Origin of the sequence: Bacillus cereus group sp. BceL291 (assembly GCF_051776705.1) — a bacterium.
Classification (GTDB): Bacteria; Bacillota; Bacilli; order Bacillales; family Bacillaceae_G; genus Bacillus_A; species Bacillus_A cereus.
The window spans coordinates 59,158-75,393 of record NZ_JBPWAP010000019.1 but is presented as its reverse complement, the minus strand read 5'-3'; the positions used below and the strand labels follow the sequence as shown (position 1 = coordinate 75,393).

Sequence of the window (16,236 nt, the reverse complement as noted above, 5' to 3'; positions counted from 1 at the left end):
AAAAAATTTTCACAAATCCGTTCGCATTTTGTTCACATCTTTAGCCACTCCTCCTTACGGTCATTGAAATTTCAATTTATTTTTAAATAGCTCTTGCATTTTCATCATACTTACACTCAAAATAGGAAATGTATTGCTTATAAGAAGAAAGGTGATCACTGTGGCAAACAGTATGACATTATCTCAAGATTTAAAAGAATTACTTGCATCTGTTGAATATAAAATGCAGATAAAAAAAGGTAGTTTTATTTTTCAAGAAGGTATGGAGGCAACAGAACTCTATATCATTCACTCAGGGAAAGTACAAATTAGTAAACTTAGTGCTGACGGACAAGAATTAACACTTCGAATTTGTTCGGAATATGACATTATTGGAGAATTAACATTGTTCACGGATAATGCAAAATATTTATTAAACTCAAAATGTCTTGAAGATGTTGAAGTAGGTGTAATAAAACGTGAAGCGTTAGAAAAAGCATTACTCCAAAAACCCGCTCTTGTATTTGAATTTATGAAATGGATTAGTGAACATTTAAGAAGAATGCAAACGAAGTTCCGAGATTTAGTATTACACGGCAAAAAAGGTGCCCTGTACTCTACTCTTATACGAATGACAAATAGTTACGGTGTATTAAAAGAAAATGGTATTCTCATCGATTTACCATTAACGAATCAAGAACTCGCTAATTTCTGTGCAACTTCACGTGAAAGTGTAAATCGAATGTTAAATGAATTAAAAAAGCAAGGTACAATTTCAATTCATAAAGGAAAGATTACAATCCACGATTTACAATTTTTAAAATGTGAAATTGCTTGTGAAGATTGCTCTGCTTCTGTTTGTAGCATTGATTAGCATCTTATTTAGATGCTAATCTTTTTTCAATTTAAACTACTTATTAACGTTTATTGCCTATGTAAACAAAAACGAGGCCTTCCATATTAGACCTCGTTTCGTTTTAACCATTAGCTCCTATCCGTTTACAGCAGTATTATTTTTTCAACTCATTAGGAATACGTCTTCTGTAAATCACATAACTACGGCTTACATATTTAATTGGGGCACTAAATACATGTACAAGTCTTGTAAATGGCCACACTGCGAAAAGCCCCATCCCTGCGAGAATGTGAATTTTAAACCATATTGGTACTTCCATCATATATTCAACTTTCGGTTGGAAAATAAAGAGACTTCGGAACCAAGGGCCAATCGTTGTACGATAATCAAATCCTTTTGAATCGATATTTAAAAATGTTGAAGAAAGTCCTGCTAGCATTACGATAAGTAATAAAATAAGCGCAATATAATCTCCCTTTGTACTCGTTGCAATGATACGTTTTACAGTTACGCGGCGGTACGTTAATATAATTAAACCGATAATAGAAGCAACACCTGCCGGAAGCCCGAAACTAATTGCTACTACATGGTACACATGCTCAGAAATACCTACTGAACGGTATACAGCTTCTGGAATTAAAATCCCCATAACATGACCGCCAATTACGAACATGATCCCAAAGTGAAATAATAGACTTCCGAGTCGGAGCATTTTCTTTTCTAATAGTTCACTAGATTTTGATGTCCATCCAAATTGATCATAGTTGTATCTAAAAATATGTCCACCGATAAAGATTGCAAAAATGATATAGGGAAACAATACCCAAAGAAATTGATCCATCATTTTGACAACGCTCCTTTCTAATTTGTCTGTACACCCCATGTTTCGATAGCGAGTAGCACAGACGCAAGAATTGGTTCATACATACTACCCGCTTCTTTTAATTGAACGTGTAATGCTTGTATATTTTCCGTGTATTTACTCATAATTGGTTCACTGTCTTGCTCATTTGCATTTGCAAAAAACTCAAGTAAAAGTGGTAAATAGTCAGGTAGTTCTTTATCTGTTACGCTAAAACCTGATTTTTTATAATGTTGTTTTAACTCTAGTAATTCAATACCTCTTTCTCTTTGTTCACCAGTGTTCATATAAGTAAGATACATATTTGTTTTCTTACCAAAATCGAATGTATATACGTAACTATCAATGAGTTGATCATTCGTTTTATCTATCACTTGCTTTATAAAGGCTGTAAGTGACGCTTTAACGTCTTCCTGTTCTATTGTTTCAACCTCTTCTTGCAATTCAGTTAAAGCTTCTCTCCACCCTAGTTCAGGATAGGAGAGAAGAAAAGAAGAACAAGAAAAAGCTGTTTGTAAACTTTGTCTCATAATTTTCTGCCCCCTTTATTTAAGAAATTGTCATACAAGAGCCTGGACCACCTGTGAATGATAAACCACAGCTTCCTTGTTCGCTATATAAATCTGCCACTTGTTCACGGTGAGATGTCGGGATAACGAAGCGATCTTTATATTTCGCGATGGCAAGAAGACGATACATATCTTCTACATCCTGTTTCGTTAAACCAAGTTCTTTTAATACAGCTTCATTTGGCTCTTTATTAATTTGCAGTGCTCTCATATGTGTTCGCATAACAGCCATTTTTTTCAATGTAAGACGAATGTGTGATTCATCCCCTGCAGTGAGTAAATTCGCTAAATATTGAATTGGAATACGCATATTATCAATTGCAGGGAAAACCTCTTCTGCTTGCCAGTTACTACCTTTCCCTTCCACCATGTTCATAATTGGGCTAAGCGGAGGGATATACCAAACCATCGGCATTGTACGATACTCCGGGTGAAGAGGCAGAGCAATTTTCCAATCGATAATCATTTTATAGATAGGTGACTGTTGTGCTGCTTTAATCCATTCTTCAGGAATGCCTTGTTTTTTCGCTTCAGCTGCTATTTCTGGATCATTTGGATCTAGGAAAACAGTAAGCTGAGATTCATATAAATCTTTTTCGTCTTCAACAGAAGCTGCTTCTTTTACTTTGTCAGCGTCATATAGCATTACTCCAATATATCTGATACGTCCTACACATGTTTCTGAACAAATTGTTGGCATACCAGCTTCAATACGTGGGAAGCACATTGTACATTTTTCAGCTTTATTCGTTTGCCAGTTAAAATACACTTTTTTATATGGACAAGATGATACGCAGAATCTCCATGCGCGACATGCATTTTGATCTACAAGAACAATTCCATCTTCTTCACGCTTATACATCGCACCAGATGGACAAGATGATACGCAAGATGGATTCATACAATGTTCACATATGCGTGGTAAATACATCATAAAGACGTTTTCAAAATCTGTTTTAATTTCTTCTTCCATTTTCTTTACGTTTGGATCTTGCAATCCAGTTATATGTCCGCCTGCTAAGTCATCTTCCCAGTTTGGACCCCATTCAATTTTGTCGATAAATTCGCCTGTAATTGCTGATTTCGGACGAGCAACTGGCTGATGCTTACGCTGCGGACTATTTGTTAACGTTTCATAATCATAGTTCCAAGGTTCAAAGTAATCATCAATCGTTGGTTGATCTGGATTGTAGAAAATATTCATAAGACGTTTCATTTTCGAACCGGATTTTAGCTGAATTTCACCATTTTTCAATTCCCAGCCGCCTTTATATTTCTCCTGATCTTCCCATTGTTTCGGATAACCAATACCTGGTTTCGTTTCTACGTTATTGAAATACATATATTCAGCACCTGGACGATTTGTCCAGGTGTTTTTGCATGTTACGCTACAAGTATGACAGCCGATGCATTTATCTAGGTTCATTACCATTCCGACTTGTGCTTTAATCTTCAAGCCAATCTACCTCCTTCAGTTTGCGAATTACAACGTTTAAGTCGCGCTGGTTCCCAGTTGGACCATAATAGTTAAATCCATAACTTAATTGACCATATCCACCAATCATATGTGTCGGTTTTACGTGAATTCGAGTTGGACTATTATGCGTTCCCCCGCGATTACTTGTTAATTTCGTACCAGGTACGTTAATGTGACGATCTTGCGCATGATGCATAAATGCCATTCCTCTCGGTATACGGTGCGTTACAACAGCACGCGCTACAACAACACCGTTACGATTAAAGCACTCAATCCAATCATTATCTGCAACACCCGCTTCAGCAGCGTCCTCTTTATTCATCCAAACAGTTGGACCACCTCTAAATAGCGTTAACATCGGTAATGAATCGAAGTACATACTATGAATCGACCACTTATTATGCGGTGTTAAATAGTTTAATGTAATTTCTTTCCCTTCTACTTCAGGTCGTGATTTACGGAACGGTTTATGTTGCAGAATTGGTTTAAATGTTGCCATCGTTTCACCAAATTCTTTCATCATGTCATGGTCTAAGTAGAAAGATTGTCGACCAGTTATCGTTCTCCAAGGAATGAGACGTTCCACATTTGTTGTAAACGGTGAGTAACGTCGTCCACCTTTTTCTGAACCTGTAAAGGCCGGAGAAGTAATTACTGTTTTCGGTTGTGCTGTAATTTGTTCGAATGTAAAGCATTCTTCTTCACGTTCTTCTGCTAAATCACGTAGTTTTAAATCTGTTTGTTTTTCAAGTGCTTCCCATGCTTTTACTGCCATATGACCGTTTGTTGTAGAAGATAGTGTTAATACCGCTTCAGCAGCATTGATTGCTTCTTTGATGTCTGGACAACCTTTCGCGATAGAATCCGTTCGAACGACTCCTAATTTGCTCTTTAATTGCTCATACTCTTTTTCTGCTGACCAAGAGATCCCTTTCGTACCAATCGGTTGTTTTCCGGCATTTGGTCCAAGCGCAGTCATTTTGTCATAAATCGTTTTATAATCCCTTTCAACAACGTGAATTTGTGGCATCGTCTTACCCGGGATTGGTTCACATTCACCTTTACTCCAATCTTTAATCTTGCCAAGTGGTTGCGCTAATTCTTGCGGTGTATCATGAAGAAGTGGTGTTGCAACAACTTCTTTCATTGGTTCAAGATCAATTTTCTTCGCTAAATCTGACACAGCTTTAGAAAGTGAAGTGAAAATATCCCAGTCAGAGCGCGCTTCCCACGGTGAACCGATTGCCGGATTAAATGGATGTACAAATGGATGCATATCTGTACTGCTTAAATCGTGTTTTTCGTACCAAGTTGAAGCAGGTAAGACGATATCAGAATACAGTGCTGTTCCAGCCATACGGAAATCTAAATTAATGAGTAAATCAAGCTTTCCTTCTGGCGCTTCTTCATGCCACTTTATTTCTTCTGGTCGTAATGAATCACTGTCGTCATTCATTAACCCGTTTGTTGTACCTAATAAATGTTTTAAGAAATATTCATGTCCTTTACCAGAACTCGAAATTAAATTCGCACGCCATACGAATAAGTTTCGCGGGAAGTTGTTTGTGTTATCTGGATCTTCAATCGCAAATTTCAGTTCTTTTTCTTTTAATTTTTGTGCAACATATTTTCCGATTTCTTCTTGCGTTGTTGCACCAGCAGCAACAGCCTCTTTATATAATTCAATTCCATTTTTCTCGAATGTTGGATAAGAAGGTAACCAGCCAAGTCGTGCAGCTAATACGTTGTAATCACCGTGATGTTGATAACGAGAGTTACCTTCAACTGGTGACGCTAAATGTCCAACAGGTGTATCTTCATAACGCCATTGATCTGTTACGAAATAGAAGAAGGATGTACCGTTTTGTAATTTCGGTGGACCTTGCCAATCTTTTGCCATCGCGATTGTTTGCCATCCTTCTGCTGGTCTTAATTTTTCTTGACCAACATAATGAGCCCAACCACCGCCGTTTACACCTTGTGCTCCAACGAGAAGAACAAGATTTAAAACGGCGCGATAAATCGTATCAGAGTTAAACCAATGGTTAATACCCGCTCCGACAATTATCATTGAGCGACCATTCGTATCAACAGCATTTTGTGCGAACTCACGAGCAATTTGAATAATAAGCTCACGTTTTACTCCTGTCATTTTCTCTTGCCATGCAGGTGTAAACGGTATATCATCATTGAAGTCTTTCGGTTCTTGTCCGCCAAGCCCTCGGTTCACACCGTAATTTGCTAAAGTTAAGTCGTATACAGTTGTAACGAACATTTCGCCCTCTTCTGTCATAACCTTTTTCACTGGAATCGTACGTTCTAATACTTTGTTTCCATCATCAGAGAAGTACGGAATTTGTACAGTTCCAATCGCTTCTTCCATTCCAAGTAAAGAAAGACGTGGATCAATCTTTTCACCTGTTTCTTCATCTTCTAAACGCAAGTTCCATTTCTTTTCATTATCCCAACGTGACCCCATTGTGCCGTGAGGTGTTGCAAAATCATTCGTATTCTCGTTCCAAAGAACAGGTTTCCATTCCCCTAACTTCGTTTCTCGTCCAATATCAGAAGCATTTAAGAACCGATCAGCAACGAATTGATCTCCTTTTTGTTTCAATGTGACAAAGAAAGGAAAATCAGTATATTGCTTCGCATACTTTGTGAAATATTCCACTTGATTATCTACGTAAAATTCTTGTAAGATTACGTGCCCCATTGCCATCGCAAGTGCACCGTCTGTACCTTGTTTCACACTAATCCAATCATCCGCAAACTTTGTTGATTCAGCGAAATCAGGACTGACAGAAACAACTTTCGTTCCTTTATATCGAACCTCTGCTAAAAAGTGTGCATCTGGTGTTCTCGTCATTGGTACATTTGAACCCCATGTCATAATGTAACCAGAGTTATACCAGTCACTACTTTCTGGTACATCTGTTTGATCACCCCAAATTTGAGGAGAAGCTGGTGGTAAATCCGCATACCAATCATAGAAGCTAAGCATCGGTCCACCCATAAGTTGCATAAAGCGACTACCAGCAGCATGACTTAGCATCGACATAGCTGGAATTGGTGAAAAGCCAACATTTCGGTCTGGACCGTATTTCATTACTGTGTACAGTAATGAAGCTGAAACGAGTTGTAATACTTCATCCCAATTCGCACGAATGAATCCCCCTTTACCACGCGCCTGCTTATACGTACGTGCCTTTTCACGGTTTTCCACAATGCTTTTCCAAGCCTCTAATGGTGACTCGTTATTTTGCAATTCTTCTTGCCACATATTCCAAAGAACACCACGTACATACGGGTATTTCACACGAAGTGGACTATAAATGTACCAAGAAAAACTTGCTCCACGTGGGCATCCTCGCGGTTCAAAATCTGGCATATCAGGACCTGTAGTCGGATAGTTAAGCTCCTGCCCTTCCCAAGTTACAATTCCATCTTTCACATATATATTCCAGCTACATGAACCAGTACAGTTCACGCCGTGTGTAGAACGAATTACTTTATCATGCTGCCAACGCTTTCTGTACACATTTTCCCATTCGCGATCTTCATATGTTTCTTGTGTATGATTATCGTTATAACGATCTATTGGTGAAAAATATTTTAAACGTCTCATTAGTGCTGAAGTTTTTTTCTTCATACTGTTCACTCCTTTAATACGTCTCTCTTACATACCCTTACTATAAGAGAGGTTGTAAAATACAGATGTGACATTTCGCACAGTTCAAGAGATTGTCAAAAATTTATTAGAGAATAAGTTTGTGAGAAAACCTTTTGTTCCGTTGTGAAGGTTATGGTTAATCGTGATTATTAGGAGAATGGTATTTTGAGGTATCGACTATTTTGCAAAAGAAAAAGAGTTTTGATATTATTTCAAAACTGCTATAAGGAAAAGAGTATAAATTGTATGTAAAAAAATTTTTCCCAATGTTATTATTTTATATCGAGTCTGATTTTACATAAAACTACAAATCATTATTTACTGTATTGCCCTTAGTTACGGAAACAATTATACTAGATATAATCAAAATAAATAATCTGAATATTCTCAGAATTAAAGGTGGAAGTTTTACTATCTACAAATAGAATTAGAAATATGTCCACTAAATAGATTAGAAAACGATAATAACATTAGGAGGATTACGATGCCCCAGCTTGATTCATTACATCCCACTGTAGAAAAAATAATCAATAATATTGAAAAAATAATGGTCGGCAAACGAAAAGAAACCATCTTAGTTTTGACAGCTCTCTTAGCTGAAGGTCATGTGCTATTAGAAGATGTTCCTGGTGTCGGGAAAACAATGCTAGTACGTGCTCTTTCTAAATCCATTGATGCTGATTATAAGCGAATTCAATTTACACCTGATTTATTGCCGTCAGATGTAACAGGAGTTTCTATTTATAATCCGAAAGAGCTCCAATTTGAGTTCAAGCCTGGACCAATTATGGGTAATTTTGTACTTGCTGATGAAATTAATCGTACATCTCCAAAGACACAATCTGCTTTACTTGAATGTATGGAAGAAGGCAATATTACAATAGATGGCATTACAAGGCCTTTACCAAAGCCGTTCTTTGTCATGGCTACACAAAATCCGGTCGAATATGAAGGAACATATTCTCTACCAGAAGCTCAACTCGATCGTTTCTTATTGAAACTAAAAATGGGATATCCTACACCAGAGGAAGAATTTGAAATTTTAAACCGGATGGAAAAAACAAATCCACTCTCTCAATTACAGACCATTACTACAATAGAAGAATTACTTTATTTACAACAAAGCGTACGGGTAGTAAGTATGGACAAAGCAATTAAGCATTACATTGTAAAGCTTGTTAATCAGACTCGTACGTACAGTTCTATACAGCTAGGTGCAAGTCCACGTGGCTCAATTGCTTTAATGAAAGCTTCACAAGCTTATGCATTTATCCATGGCAGGAATTATGTTATTCCAGACGATGTTAAACTTTTAGCCCCTTACGTTTTAGCACATAGACTCATTATAAAAATGGAAGCAAAATTTGAAGGAATAACTGGCGAACAAGTTATCGCAAAAATCGTTGCACGAACTACCGTGCCTACTCAAAGGGCGATGAACCCTTGATGAAACGAATGCTGCGAGCACTATATCACGTTATGAAGTTATTGCTACTCCCTTTATGCCTAGTCTTAACATTTGTGTACGCTATGTTTCAAGGAGGGTTTGTCAGTTGGTTTTTATTTTACAGCATAATTCCCATTGCTCTTTATTCGCTACTACTCCCCTTCTACGCTTTACGGGACGCTGAAGTAAAGCGAATAACAAACCAGAATGGATATGTAGTAGGAGAACAATTTGTAAGCACGATTACAATAAAAAGAAAATTTCCTTTTCCCTTACTTTATTTAGTTATAGAAGATGAACTGCCACCACAATTTATAAGTTGTAAACAAATAAAGATGAATAAGGTAGTACTCTTCCCAGGATTGGAACGAAATATTTCGTTTCAATATGTTATTGACACAATCCCTAGAGGCGAGCACACTTTTTCAAGCGTACGTGTCAAAACCGGCGATTTATTCGGCATGATAGAGAAAGAAGCAACTTTTTCAGTTCCAGATACATTTTTAGTCTATCCCCAGTATGTAGATATAGCGTATCGACAATTGGAAAATCATTTCGAACAAGGAGCGCTTTCAGCAAATATAAATTCAGCAAAAGACTCTACAATCTCTGTCGGTGTCAGAGACTATAAACCTGGTGATCGCTTTTCATGGATTGATTGGAAAGCAACTGCACGAACAAACAATATTATGACAAAAGAGTTTGAACAACAGCGCAGCCATAATATCATGATATTCATAGACAGAAACGAGTCTCCTCTATTCGAATCAGTCGTCACATTTACTGCCTCTATTGTAAGGGCTGTCTTGAAACAAAATTCACCAGCATCATTCGTGTCTATCGGAAAAGAACAAACTATTTTCCCTTTAGACAATGGAGATACGCAGTTACAACAAATCCTTTGTCATTTAGCAAAAGTACAAGCAGACAGTGTATTTCCGCTCTCCCAGAGTGTAGACATGGAACTAAGAAAAATTTATGAGCCCGTCACGGTTATACTCGTGACCAGTAATCTTTCTCCCGATATTCAAAAGGCGGCTGATTGTGCTGCTATAAGAAATAGAAAATGTATGGTTTTTGTCGTGAAAGAAAAAGCGAATCAACTTTCACACCGAGAACTCAGTATACTAGAAACTCTAAAAAAACGACAAATATTTGTAAACACGGTTTATGAAAACCGGTATACAAACGTGTTTTTTGAGGTGAGCAAATGATGATATTACAAGCAAAATACAAGTGGGATACGAACAGATTCTTCATGCATGCATGTGTATTTCTTCTTTTACTAGAATGGCTAAGACCTCTTATAGGCATTACAAATGTAGGTAGATTAGATATTTTCGTAACATTTATAGGAATTTGCTTCGCTCTCTCTTTTTTTCAAACGAGGTGGCAGATTCCTATAAAAATTGTCACAGTCTTATTTATCATTCATTCCCTATATTATAAAAATGCTTTTATAAATCCATCTTGGCTAACAACATTCTTTTCTAATATGTTTCGAAATTCCTCCCTGTTTTTCCAAGGGAATTTACTAGATATTTCTCCAGTTTTTCCGACGGTTTTATTTTTTCTCTCATTTTGGTTTTTGAGTTCTTTCACTTCATTTTGGATTATTCATAAAAAACGTGGGTTTCTATTCCTTGTATTGACTATTATTTATATCGCAACTTTTCATAACTTACATTTATACAATGCAAACTACGCTATTATTCGTACTGTTGTCATCGGCTTTTTTATGCTTAGTCTTCTTCAAGTAGAACGAATAAAAGAACGTGAACACTTACAAAATTATGCTAGAGAAATCTCAAAATTACTTAGACCACTTACAATATTTATCGTATTATTAGCAACCATTGCATACTTTGCTCCAAAATTTGGCCCTCAATGGCCAAACCCAATGGATTTTTTAAAATTCAACACATCTGAAGCAAGTAAAGAGCAAAAAGTTTCTACAATTGGGTATGGTTTAGATGACTCGCGATTAGGCGGTCCTTTTAAGGCGGATCCTACAATTGTTTTCACAGCACGAACGCAAAACAAACAATATTGGAGAGTAGAAACAAAAGATTTTTATACAGGAAAAGGCTGGGAAATTTCTGAAAATCCGAAAAAGATTTCTTTTAAAAATAAAAACGACGTCGTAAGCTGGTACGAACAAAATACAAAAATGAAAACGACTGAGGCAACAATTACCATGCAAAAAAGTTACCCTCATCTTACCTATCCAGCAGGATTAGTATCAGTTGAGGCTGCTTCTGATGTATCATACAGTGTTGACCCGTTTTCAGAAAAAATTTATACAATGAATGGAGACTCTTCTACTACTTTACATTCGTATAAAGTAACATATGAGATCCCTGAGTTTTCCATAGAAAACTTGAAAGCTGTAAAAACAAATGAAGGTCAAGAAACAAATCCTTATTTTATGACAAGGTACACACAACTTCCCAAGTCATTACCACAGCGCGTAAAAGACTTGGCTGTCAATCTTACAAATGATAAAGACAACCGATATGATAAAGTATTAGCTATTGAAAATTACTTTACAGACAACTCTTTTACATACGAATCAACGAATGTCTTATTCCCTGCCAAAAGCCAAGATTATGTAGATCAATTCCTTTTCGATACAAAAAGCGGCTACTGTAATAATTTTTCGACGTCTATGATTGTACTACTTCGTTCTGTTGGGATTCCTGCTCGCTGGGTAAAAGGCTATACAGAAGGAACTCTTGACAATACACTTGCCTCTGCAGAAGGTGAGAATGTTTATACAATCACGAACGATAACGCACACTCTTGGGTCGAAGTATATTTCCCAGGATACGGATGGATTCCATTCGAACCAACAAAAGGATTTACTAATCCCTATAATTTTATAAATAATACGCCTGCTCCTATTTCACAAAATAGCGAAGCAAATAATTCTAATAACACGCAAATACAACAACGAAATAATGAAGCAAAACTTAAAAGTTTAATAGAAAATACAGAAGAAGCTTCTACTAAAAAGGTCACAAATTCTCAAACTAGTTTTTCTTGGTGGTACGTATTCCTCTCTACGATACTAATTAGTATTATGGGATACATTCTCTTCACCACTAGAATGATATGGAGGACATTTCTTATTATTCATTTCTATAAATACCGAAAAGATGATGCTGTTTATCAAAAAGCTTACGGTGCACTTTTAAAACAATTTGCGAGAATTGGCATGCCACGGGGTGAAAGTCAAACATTCCGAGAATACGCTCTCCATATCGATACACTTTACAACTCGGCCGATATGCAACAACTTACTGCCAGTTATGAGAATGCTATGTATAAACAGGGGCAGGTTGCAGCAGAATGGAAGAAATCCGTACACTTATGGGAAGTGCTTATGAAAAAAGCAGCTTCTCTACCTAAATCAGATGGCTTTGATACAGTAATTTAATCTTGAAAATGTGAGTTTAAAGAAAACGTCTCAAAGAACTACATTGTTCTTTGAGACGTTTTTTAATAAAGTGAAACTCCTAATTATTCTCCAAGTACCTTCTCAATCTCAACCTCTAAATCTACCGGCTTCGTCTGCGGCGCAAAACGCCCTACTACTTTCCCGTCTTTTCCGATTAAAAACTTCGTAAAATTCCATTTCACTGCTTTCATACCGAGTAAACCTGGTGCTTGTTCTGTCATGTATGTATATAAAGGATGAGCCTTATCACCTTTCACATCAACCTTTGCAAACATTGGGAAGTTTACACCGTAGTTTAATTCACAAAAACTAGTAATGTCCGCTTCTGTACCTGGTTCTTGTCCTCCGAATTGGTTACAAGGGAATCCGAGTATTTCAAGTCCTTGGTCTTTATATTTATCATACACCTCTTGTAATCCTTTATATTGCGGTGTGAAACCACATTTACTAGCTACATTTACAATAAGAAGTGCTTTTCCTTCGTAATCTTTTAACGATTTTTCTTCACCGGTAATTGTTTTAGCTGAAAAATCATAAACTGTCATTGTCTTTGCTCCTCTCTTCACTATCATTCTATGTTTATACTATACTACATTCGTGAATATACATCTCTTATTACGTACTTATAAGATATAATGATAGCGCTTTATTTTCGTTCAAAATTCGACACATACTACTAGACTTTTATGATGGAAAGTTTTACAATTGAAATGTGAACAAAATGTGACAGTTTATATTCCATTATAAAAGAAAAGGATGGTGTCCATTATGAAAACTGCACAACATGAAACGATTTCAAATCGCGAGTTTTATTTCGTACTATATATGATGTTATTGTATGTTACTGGCTGGGTAATCGATGTAAATGGTTTATTCTTAAGCTCCTACTTTAATTTAGCAGGAGAGATTATGCTTCCATTAGTAGGCGGGATTGTTGGACTGTTCATTATGTCTATTAATAAACAACAAACGAAATAATAATATTACAAAAAGGCAGAAGACGAGCTTCGTTTTCTGCCTTTTTTCTATTTTATCGTATAATAGAAACATGCAGTATATAAGGAGTGATAAATATGAAAAAAGTAGAGCAATTATCTTCTCACCTATATCTTATTGATGATTTCGATTTACAGCATAATGAACGAACAGGTACGTACGTTTTATTAGGTGACGATATTACTTTAATTGAAACTTGTGCAGCCCCTTCTCTTCCGTATATTTTAGACGGCTTACAACAATTACATATTGATTTAAACGATGTTAAAAACATTATCGTTACACATGTGCATTTAGATCACGCTGGCGCAGCTGGTTTAATGATGGAGAAGTGCCCAAATGCTACGTTATATGTGCATTCTCGTGGTGCTCGTCATATGATTGATCCAACAAAACTCATTTTAGGTGCAAAAGCTGTCTACAAAGAAGATTTCGATAAACTCTTTGATCCAATTCTTCCAATTGAAGAAGAACGTGTTCATATTGTACAACATGGTGATACGTTAAAAATTGCAAAAGACCGCACCCTTACATTTTACGATACACCAGGACATGCGAAGCACCATATTAGCATTCACGATTCATTAACAAACGGGATTTTCACTGGTGATACAATTGGAATTTATTATAGAGAACTCGCAAACGTTGGTGTAGAACTGTATCTACCATCAACGTCCCCTTCACAATTTCAACCAGATGCGATGATTGCTTCTAAAAATCATATTCAAAGTATGGATGTAGATACTATTTATTTCGGTCATTACGGCGCATCCTCTCATGTTACAGAAGTATACAATCAACTGGAATATTGGCTACCTATTTTCGTTCATACTGGTAAGGAAGTCTTTGAAAAGTATAATGATTTCGATGAAGCAACTAAAGCTTTACAAACTTTGTTAATGGATAAAATATCTTCTCATCTTACAAAGTTAAACGTTCCATCAGATCATTCTGTTTACAACATTTTACATCTAGATATAGAAATTAGCGCAATGGGCATTATTGATTATTTCACGAAGCAAGAAAAAGCAAACTCCACTATTAACTAACAGTAAAAGAAGAGATATACAACAGTAGTTATTGTATATCTCTTCTTTTTTTGAATATATTTTGAGTAAAGGATGGTGGAATATAATGCAAAAAGTGATGCTATACCTCTGCTTTACATTATTTATCGTCTTATTATTATTTGTAGGAGTAAAAATTCAATTTTATTTAGATACAGACACGCAAGTGAACTTTAACGTTTATCCAAGATTATTCTACTTTACACTCTTCCCTCTTATAGTTGGCATTTTATTACGATTCCTTCAATCTATTAATCGCGAAACAAGTAAACAAAACTGGAGCTTTCAACCGGATAAATTTATTGCTATTACAGTGCCTACACTATTCATTTCCTTTTCCCCAGCACTACTCTTTTCACCACTTGCAGAATACCTACCTTATTTAGTTAATATTATTCTAATAAATACAACTTTTGTTACGATAATTAGTTTAATAGCTGGTTATTCCCTTTTAGATTGTTTTATACAAAAAGATAATGCAAATATGAAAAAGTATAATTGAACACTCTTTTTTGTTTCAATAAAAAAGCTCAAAGCTAAGGCTATGAGCTTTTCTAATTATTGCACCTTTTCATTTACATATTCCATAAACTGCTCTGCTTTAATAAATCTTTCTTTGTACGCTTCAGGTACTTCTTCTATTGTTATCCCCCCACTCGATTTCGTTTTTACTAAAACGGTTTGATATGACATTAATGCTTCCATATATTGTTCATACTCTTCAGGAGTTAATACCTCTTTACTAGACTTATGGCCATTTAATTTATCAAAATACGGATGAAGCTCCATTACCACCTTTTTCAATTCCTCTTTTTTAGCCGGTAATAATTGATCATAATCAATATTACCGTTCGAATCTCCGTACGTAAGTTTTGCATTTGTTAATTTTTTTAGTTCTTTTGTAAACTCTTCATATTCCTTCGTACCCATTTCATCTTTCGCCTCTGATAATTTTGCACTAAAACGCATATACGCCTCTAATGTCATCGTTCCGGCATGTTTTTTTAAATTCTCGAAAGATCCGTATATACCATCCGCCATAATAGATTGATACGCAAAACCAGTCGTCGGGATTAAAAGAGCTGCTGCAAGTACTCCTGCGATAAGGCGTTTCTTCCTCTTACTCCGCCCGTGCTTCATTTTTATTTGTACGATTACTTTTTCTTTTAAATCCGGCGGGGCAACAATACCTTTTGCTTCTTCTTGTATAGATTCCCTAACTCTACAATCTAAACTCATTTCACATTCCCTACCTCTCCTAAAAAGATTTCTTCTACTTGCTCTTTTTGACGTAGTTTCTTTAATGCCGCATGAATTCTAGATTTCACAGTACCAATTGGAATATGTAATATTTGTGCTACTTCTTCTTGTGAATAATCATGTAAGTATCTTAAGATAATAACTTGTTTCAATTTATACGGTAATTTATGAATGAGTTCAATTAGTTTTTGGTTTGATATTTTACTTACAACATCGTTAGAAAAATCAATTTGCACTGACTTTCTTTGCTCTTCTGCTTTTTTTATAATTCGTAGTCGCATCCACCTCTTTCTTCTATAAGAGTGAATTTGTTTAATCGCAAGTCCAATTAGCCAAGGACGAAATGGCTTCTCGCTATCATACTTACGAAGCGATTCATATAGTTGTATGTATATTTCTTGAACGACATCATCTACATCCGTTTTATCCTCTATTAAAAAATGTGCTGTTTTATATATTTCTTGAATCGTTTTATCATACAACTTGCTATATGCTCCTTTATTTCCTGATAAAGTTAATTGGATTAAATGTACGTAATCTATTTCACCCTTCATATTCCAGCCCTCCTTTGTCTTACACTATATATTGGC

At 36.0% G+C, this 16,236-nt stretch carries 14 protein-coding genes; 7 read left to right on the top strand and 7 right to left on the bottom strand.

All coding sequences use genetic code 11. From position 1 onward, the window contains the following. Positions 1–160: 160 nt before the first annotated feature. Positions 161–853, top strand: a complete 693-nt coding sequence (locus ACS2CR_RS14635) for a Crp/Fnr family transcriptional regulator (protein ID WP_000013866.1) — start codon at positions 161–163, stop codon at positions 851–853. Between the two features lie 136 nt (positions 854–989). On the opposite strand, the gene narI is transcribed toward ACS2CR_RS14635, so the two are convergent. Genes narI through ACS2CR_RS14615 form a run of 4 tightly spaced genes read right to left on the bottom strand, consistent with a single transcriptional unit; the run spans position 990 to position 7,395 of the window. Further along, complete coding sequence (narI, locus tag ACS2CR_RS14630) at positions 990–1,679, bottom strand: respiratory nitrate reductase subunit gamma (protein WP_000969223.1); 690 nt, start codon at positions 1,677–1,679, stop codon at positions 990–992. 17 nt (positions 1,680–1,696) lie between these two features. Further along, positions 1,697–2,227 (bottom strand): nitrate reductase molybdenum cofactor assembly chaperone, encoded by a 531-nt coding sequence (gene narJ / locus ACS2CR_RS14625; RefSeq protein WP_053512307.1) that lies wholly within the window; start codon positions 2,225–2,227, stop codon positions 1,697–1,699. A gap of 19 nt (positions 2,228–2,246) precedes the next feature. After that, positions 2,247–3,722 (bottom strand): nitrate reductase subunit beta, encoded by a 1,476-nt coding sequence (narH, locus tag ACS2CR_RS14620; protein ID WP_000692704.1) that lies wholly within the window; start codon positions 3,720–3,722, stop codon positions 2,247–2,249. After that, entirely contained in the window at positions 3,712–7,395 is a 3,684-nt protein-coding gene (locus tag ACS2CR_RS14615) for a nitrate reductase subunit alpha (RefSeq protein ID WP_000730783.1), read from the bottom strand. Before ACS2CR_RS14615 ends, narH begins: the two co-directional genes overlap by 11 nt. A 505-nt stretch (positions 7,396–7,900) precedes the next feature. Between ACS2CR_RS14615 and ACS2CR_RS14610 the strand changes: the two genes are divergently transcribed. Genes ACS2CR_RS14610 through ACS2CR_RS14600 form a run of 3 tightly spaced genes read left to right on the top strand, consistent with a single transcriptional unit; the run spans position 7,901 to position 12,302 of the window. Further along, positions 7,901–8,863, top strand: coding sequence for an AAA family ATPase (locus ACS2CR_RS14610; protein WP_001135816.1), 963 nt, complete (start codon positions 7,901–7,903; stop codon positions 8,861–8,863). Further along, positions 8,863–10,077 carry a DUF58 domain-containing protein gene (locus tag ACS2CR_RS14605; protein ID WP_000827540.1) on the top strand — a complete coding sequence of 405 codons (1,215 nt, stop codon included), beginning with the start codon at positions 8,863–8,865 and terminating at the stop codon, positions 10,075–10,077. Before ACS2CR_RS14610 ends, ACS2CR_RS14605 begins: the two co-directional genes overlap by 1 nt. Continuing rightward, entirely contained in the window at positions 10,074–12,302 is a 2,229-nt protein-coding gene (locus ACS2CR_RS14600; protein ID WP_153602614.1) for a transglutaminase TgpA family protein, read from the top strand. The genes ACS2CR_RS14605 and ACS2CR_RS14600 overlap by 4 nt, the downstream gene beginning before the upstream one ends. A gap of 83 nt (positions 12,303–12,385) precedes the next feature. Here ACS2CR_RS14600 and bsaA read toward each other — a convergent pair whose 3' ends face one another. Continuing rightward, on the bottom strand, positions 12,386–12,868 hold the full coding sequence (gene bsaA / locus ACS2CR_RS14595; RefSeq protein ID WP_000219434.1) for a glutathione peroxidase: 483 nt from the start codon (positions 12,866–12,868) through the stop codon (positions 12,386–12,388). A gap of 223 nt (positions 12,869–13,091) precedes the next feature. Between bsaA and ACS2CR_RS14590 the strand changes: the two genes are divergently transcribed. From ACS2CR_RS14590 to ACS2CR_RS14580, 3 genes are all read left to right on the top strand, one after another. Continuing rightward, positions 13,092–13,301, top strand: coding sequence for a DUF3925 domain-containing protein (locus ACS2CR_RS14590; protein WP_000844984.1), 210 nt, complete (start codon positions 13,092–13,094; stop codon positions 13,299–13,301). Between the two features lie 95 nt (positions 13,302–13,396). Beyond that, complete coding sequence (locus ACS2CR_RS14585; protein ID WP_053512310.1) at positions 13,397–14,368, top strand: MBL fold metallo-hydrolase; 972 nt, start codon at positions 13,397–13,399, stop codon at positions 14,366–14,368. Between the two features lie 85 nt (positions 14,369–14,453). Further along, a complete protein-coding gene (locus ACS2CR_RS14580; RefSeq protein ID WP_001174543.1) occupies positions 14,454–14,888 on the top strand; it encodes a hypothetical protein in 435 nt (144 codons plus the stop codon). Positions 14,889–14,944: 56 nt separating this feature from the next. Here the strand turns inward: ACS2CR_RS14580 and ACS2CR_RS14575 are convergent, their stop codons facing one another. Beyond that, the gene (locus ACS2CR_RS14575) at positions 14,945–15,625 is read right to left on the bottom strand and encodes a DUF3600 domain-containing protein (RefSeq protein WP_000050675.1); all 681 of its coding nucleotides are present in this window, start codon (positions 15,623–15,625) and stop codon (positions 14,945–14,947) included. Next, positions 15,622–16,200, bottom strand: coding sequence for a sigma-70 family RNA polymerase sigma factor (locus tag ACS2CR_RS14570; protein ID WP_053512311.1), 579 nt, complete (start codon positions 16,198–16,200; stop codon positions 15,622–15,624). The genes ACS2CR_RS14575 and ACS2CR_RS14570 overlap by 4 nt, the downstream gene beginning before the upstream one ends. Between the last annotated feature and the right edge of the window lie 36 nt (positions 16,201–16,236).

Bases quoted from the DNA above. Each gene is read 5' to 3' on its own strand.
- ACS2CR_RS14600 (WP_153602614.1), top strand. From the start codon at position 10,074: ATGATGATATTACAAGCAAAATACAAGTGGGATACGAACAGATTCTTC.
- ACS2CR_RS14615 (WP_000730783.1), bottom strand. From the start codon at position 7,395: ATGAAGAAAAAAACTTCAGCACTAATGAGACGTTTAAAATATTTTTCA.
- ACS2CR_RS14570 (WP_053512311.1), bottom strand. From the start codon at position 16,200: ATGAAGGGTGAAATAGATTACGTACATTTAATCCAATTAACTTTATCA.
- ACS2CR_RS14605 (WP_000827540.1), top strand. From the start codon at position 8,863: ATGAAACGAATGCTGCGAGCACTATATCACGTTATGAAGTTATTGCTA.
- ACS2CR_RS14590 (WP_000844984.1), top strand. From the start codon at position 13,092: ATGAAAACTGCACAACATGAAACGATTTCAAATCGCGAGTTTTATTTC.
- narI (WP_000969223.1), bottom strand. From the start codon at position 1,679: ATGATGGATCAATTTCTTTGGGTATTGTTTCCCTATATCATTTTTGCA.
- ACS2CR_RS14580 (WP_001174543.1), top strand. From the start codon at position 14,454: ATGCAAAAAGTGATGCTATACCTCTGCTTTACATTATTTATCGTCTTA.
- narJ (WP_053512307.1), bottom strand. From the start codon at position 2,227: ATGAGACAAAGTTTACAAACAGCTTTTTCTTGTTCTTCTTTTCTTCTC.
- ACS2CR_RS14575 (WP_000050675.1), bottom strand. From the start codon at position 15,625: ATGAGTTTAGATTGTAGAGTTAGGGAATCTATACAAGAAGAAGCAAAA.
- bsaA (WP_000219434.1), bottom strand. From the start codon at position 12,868: ATGACAGTTTATGATTTTTCAGCTAAAACAATTACCGGTGAAGAAAAA.
- ACS2CR_RS14610 (WP_001135816.1), top strand. From the start codon at position 7,901: ATGCCCCAGCTTGATTCATTACATCCCACTGTAGAAAAAATAATCAAT.
- ACS2CR_RS14585 (WP_053512310.1), top strand. From the start codon at position 13,397: ATGAAAAAAGTAGAGCAATTATCTTCTCACCTATATCTTATTGATGAT.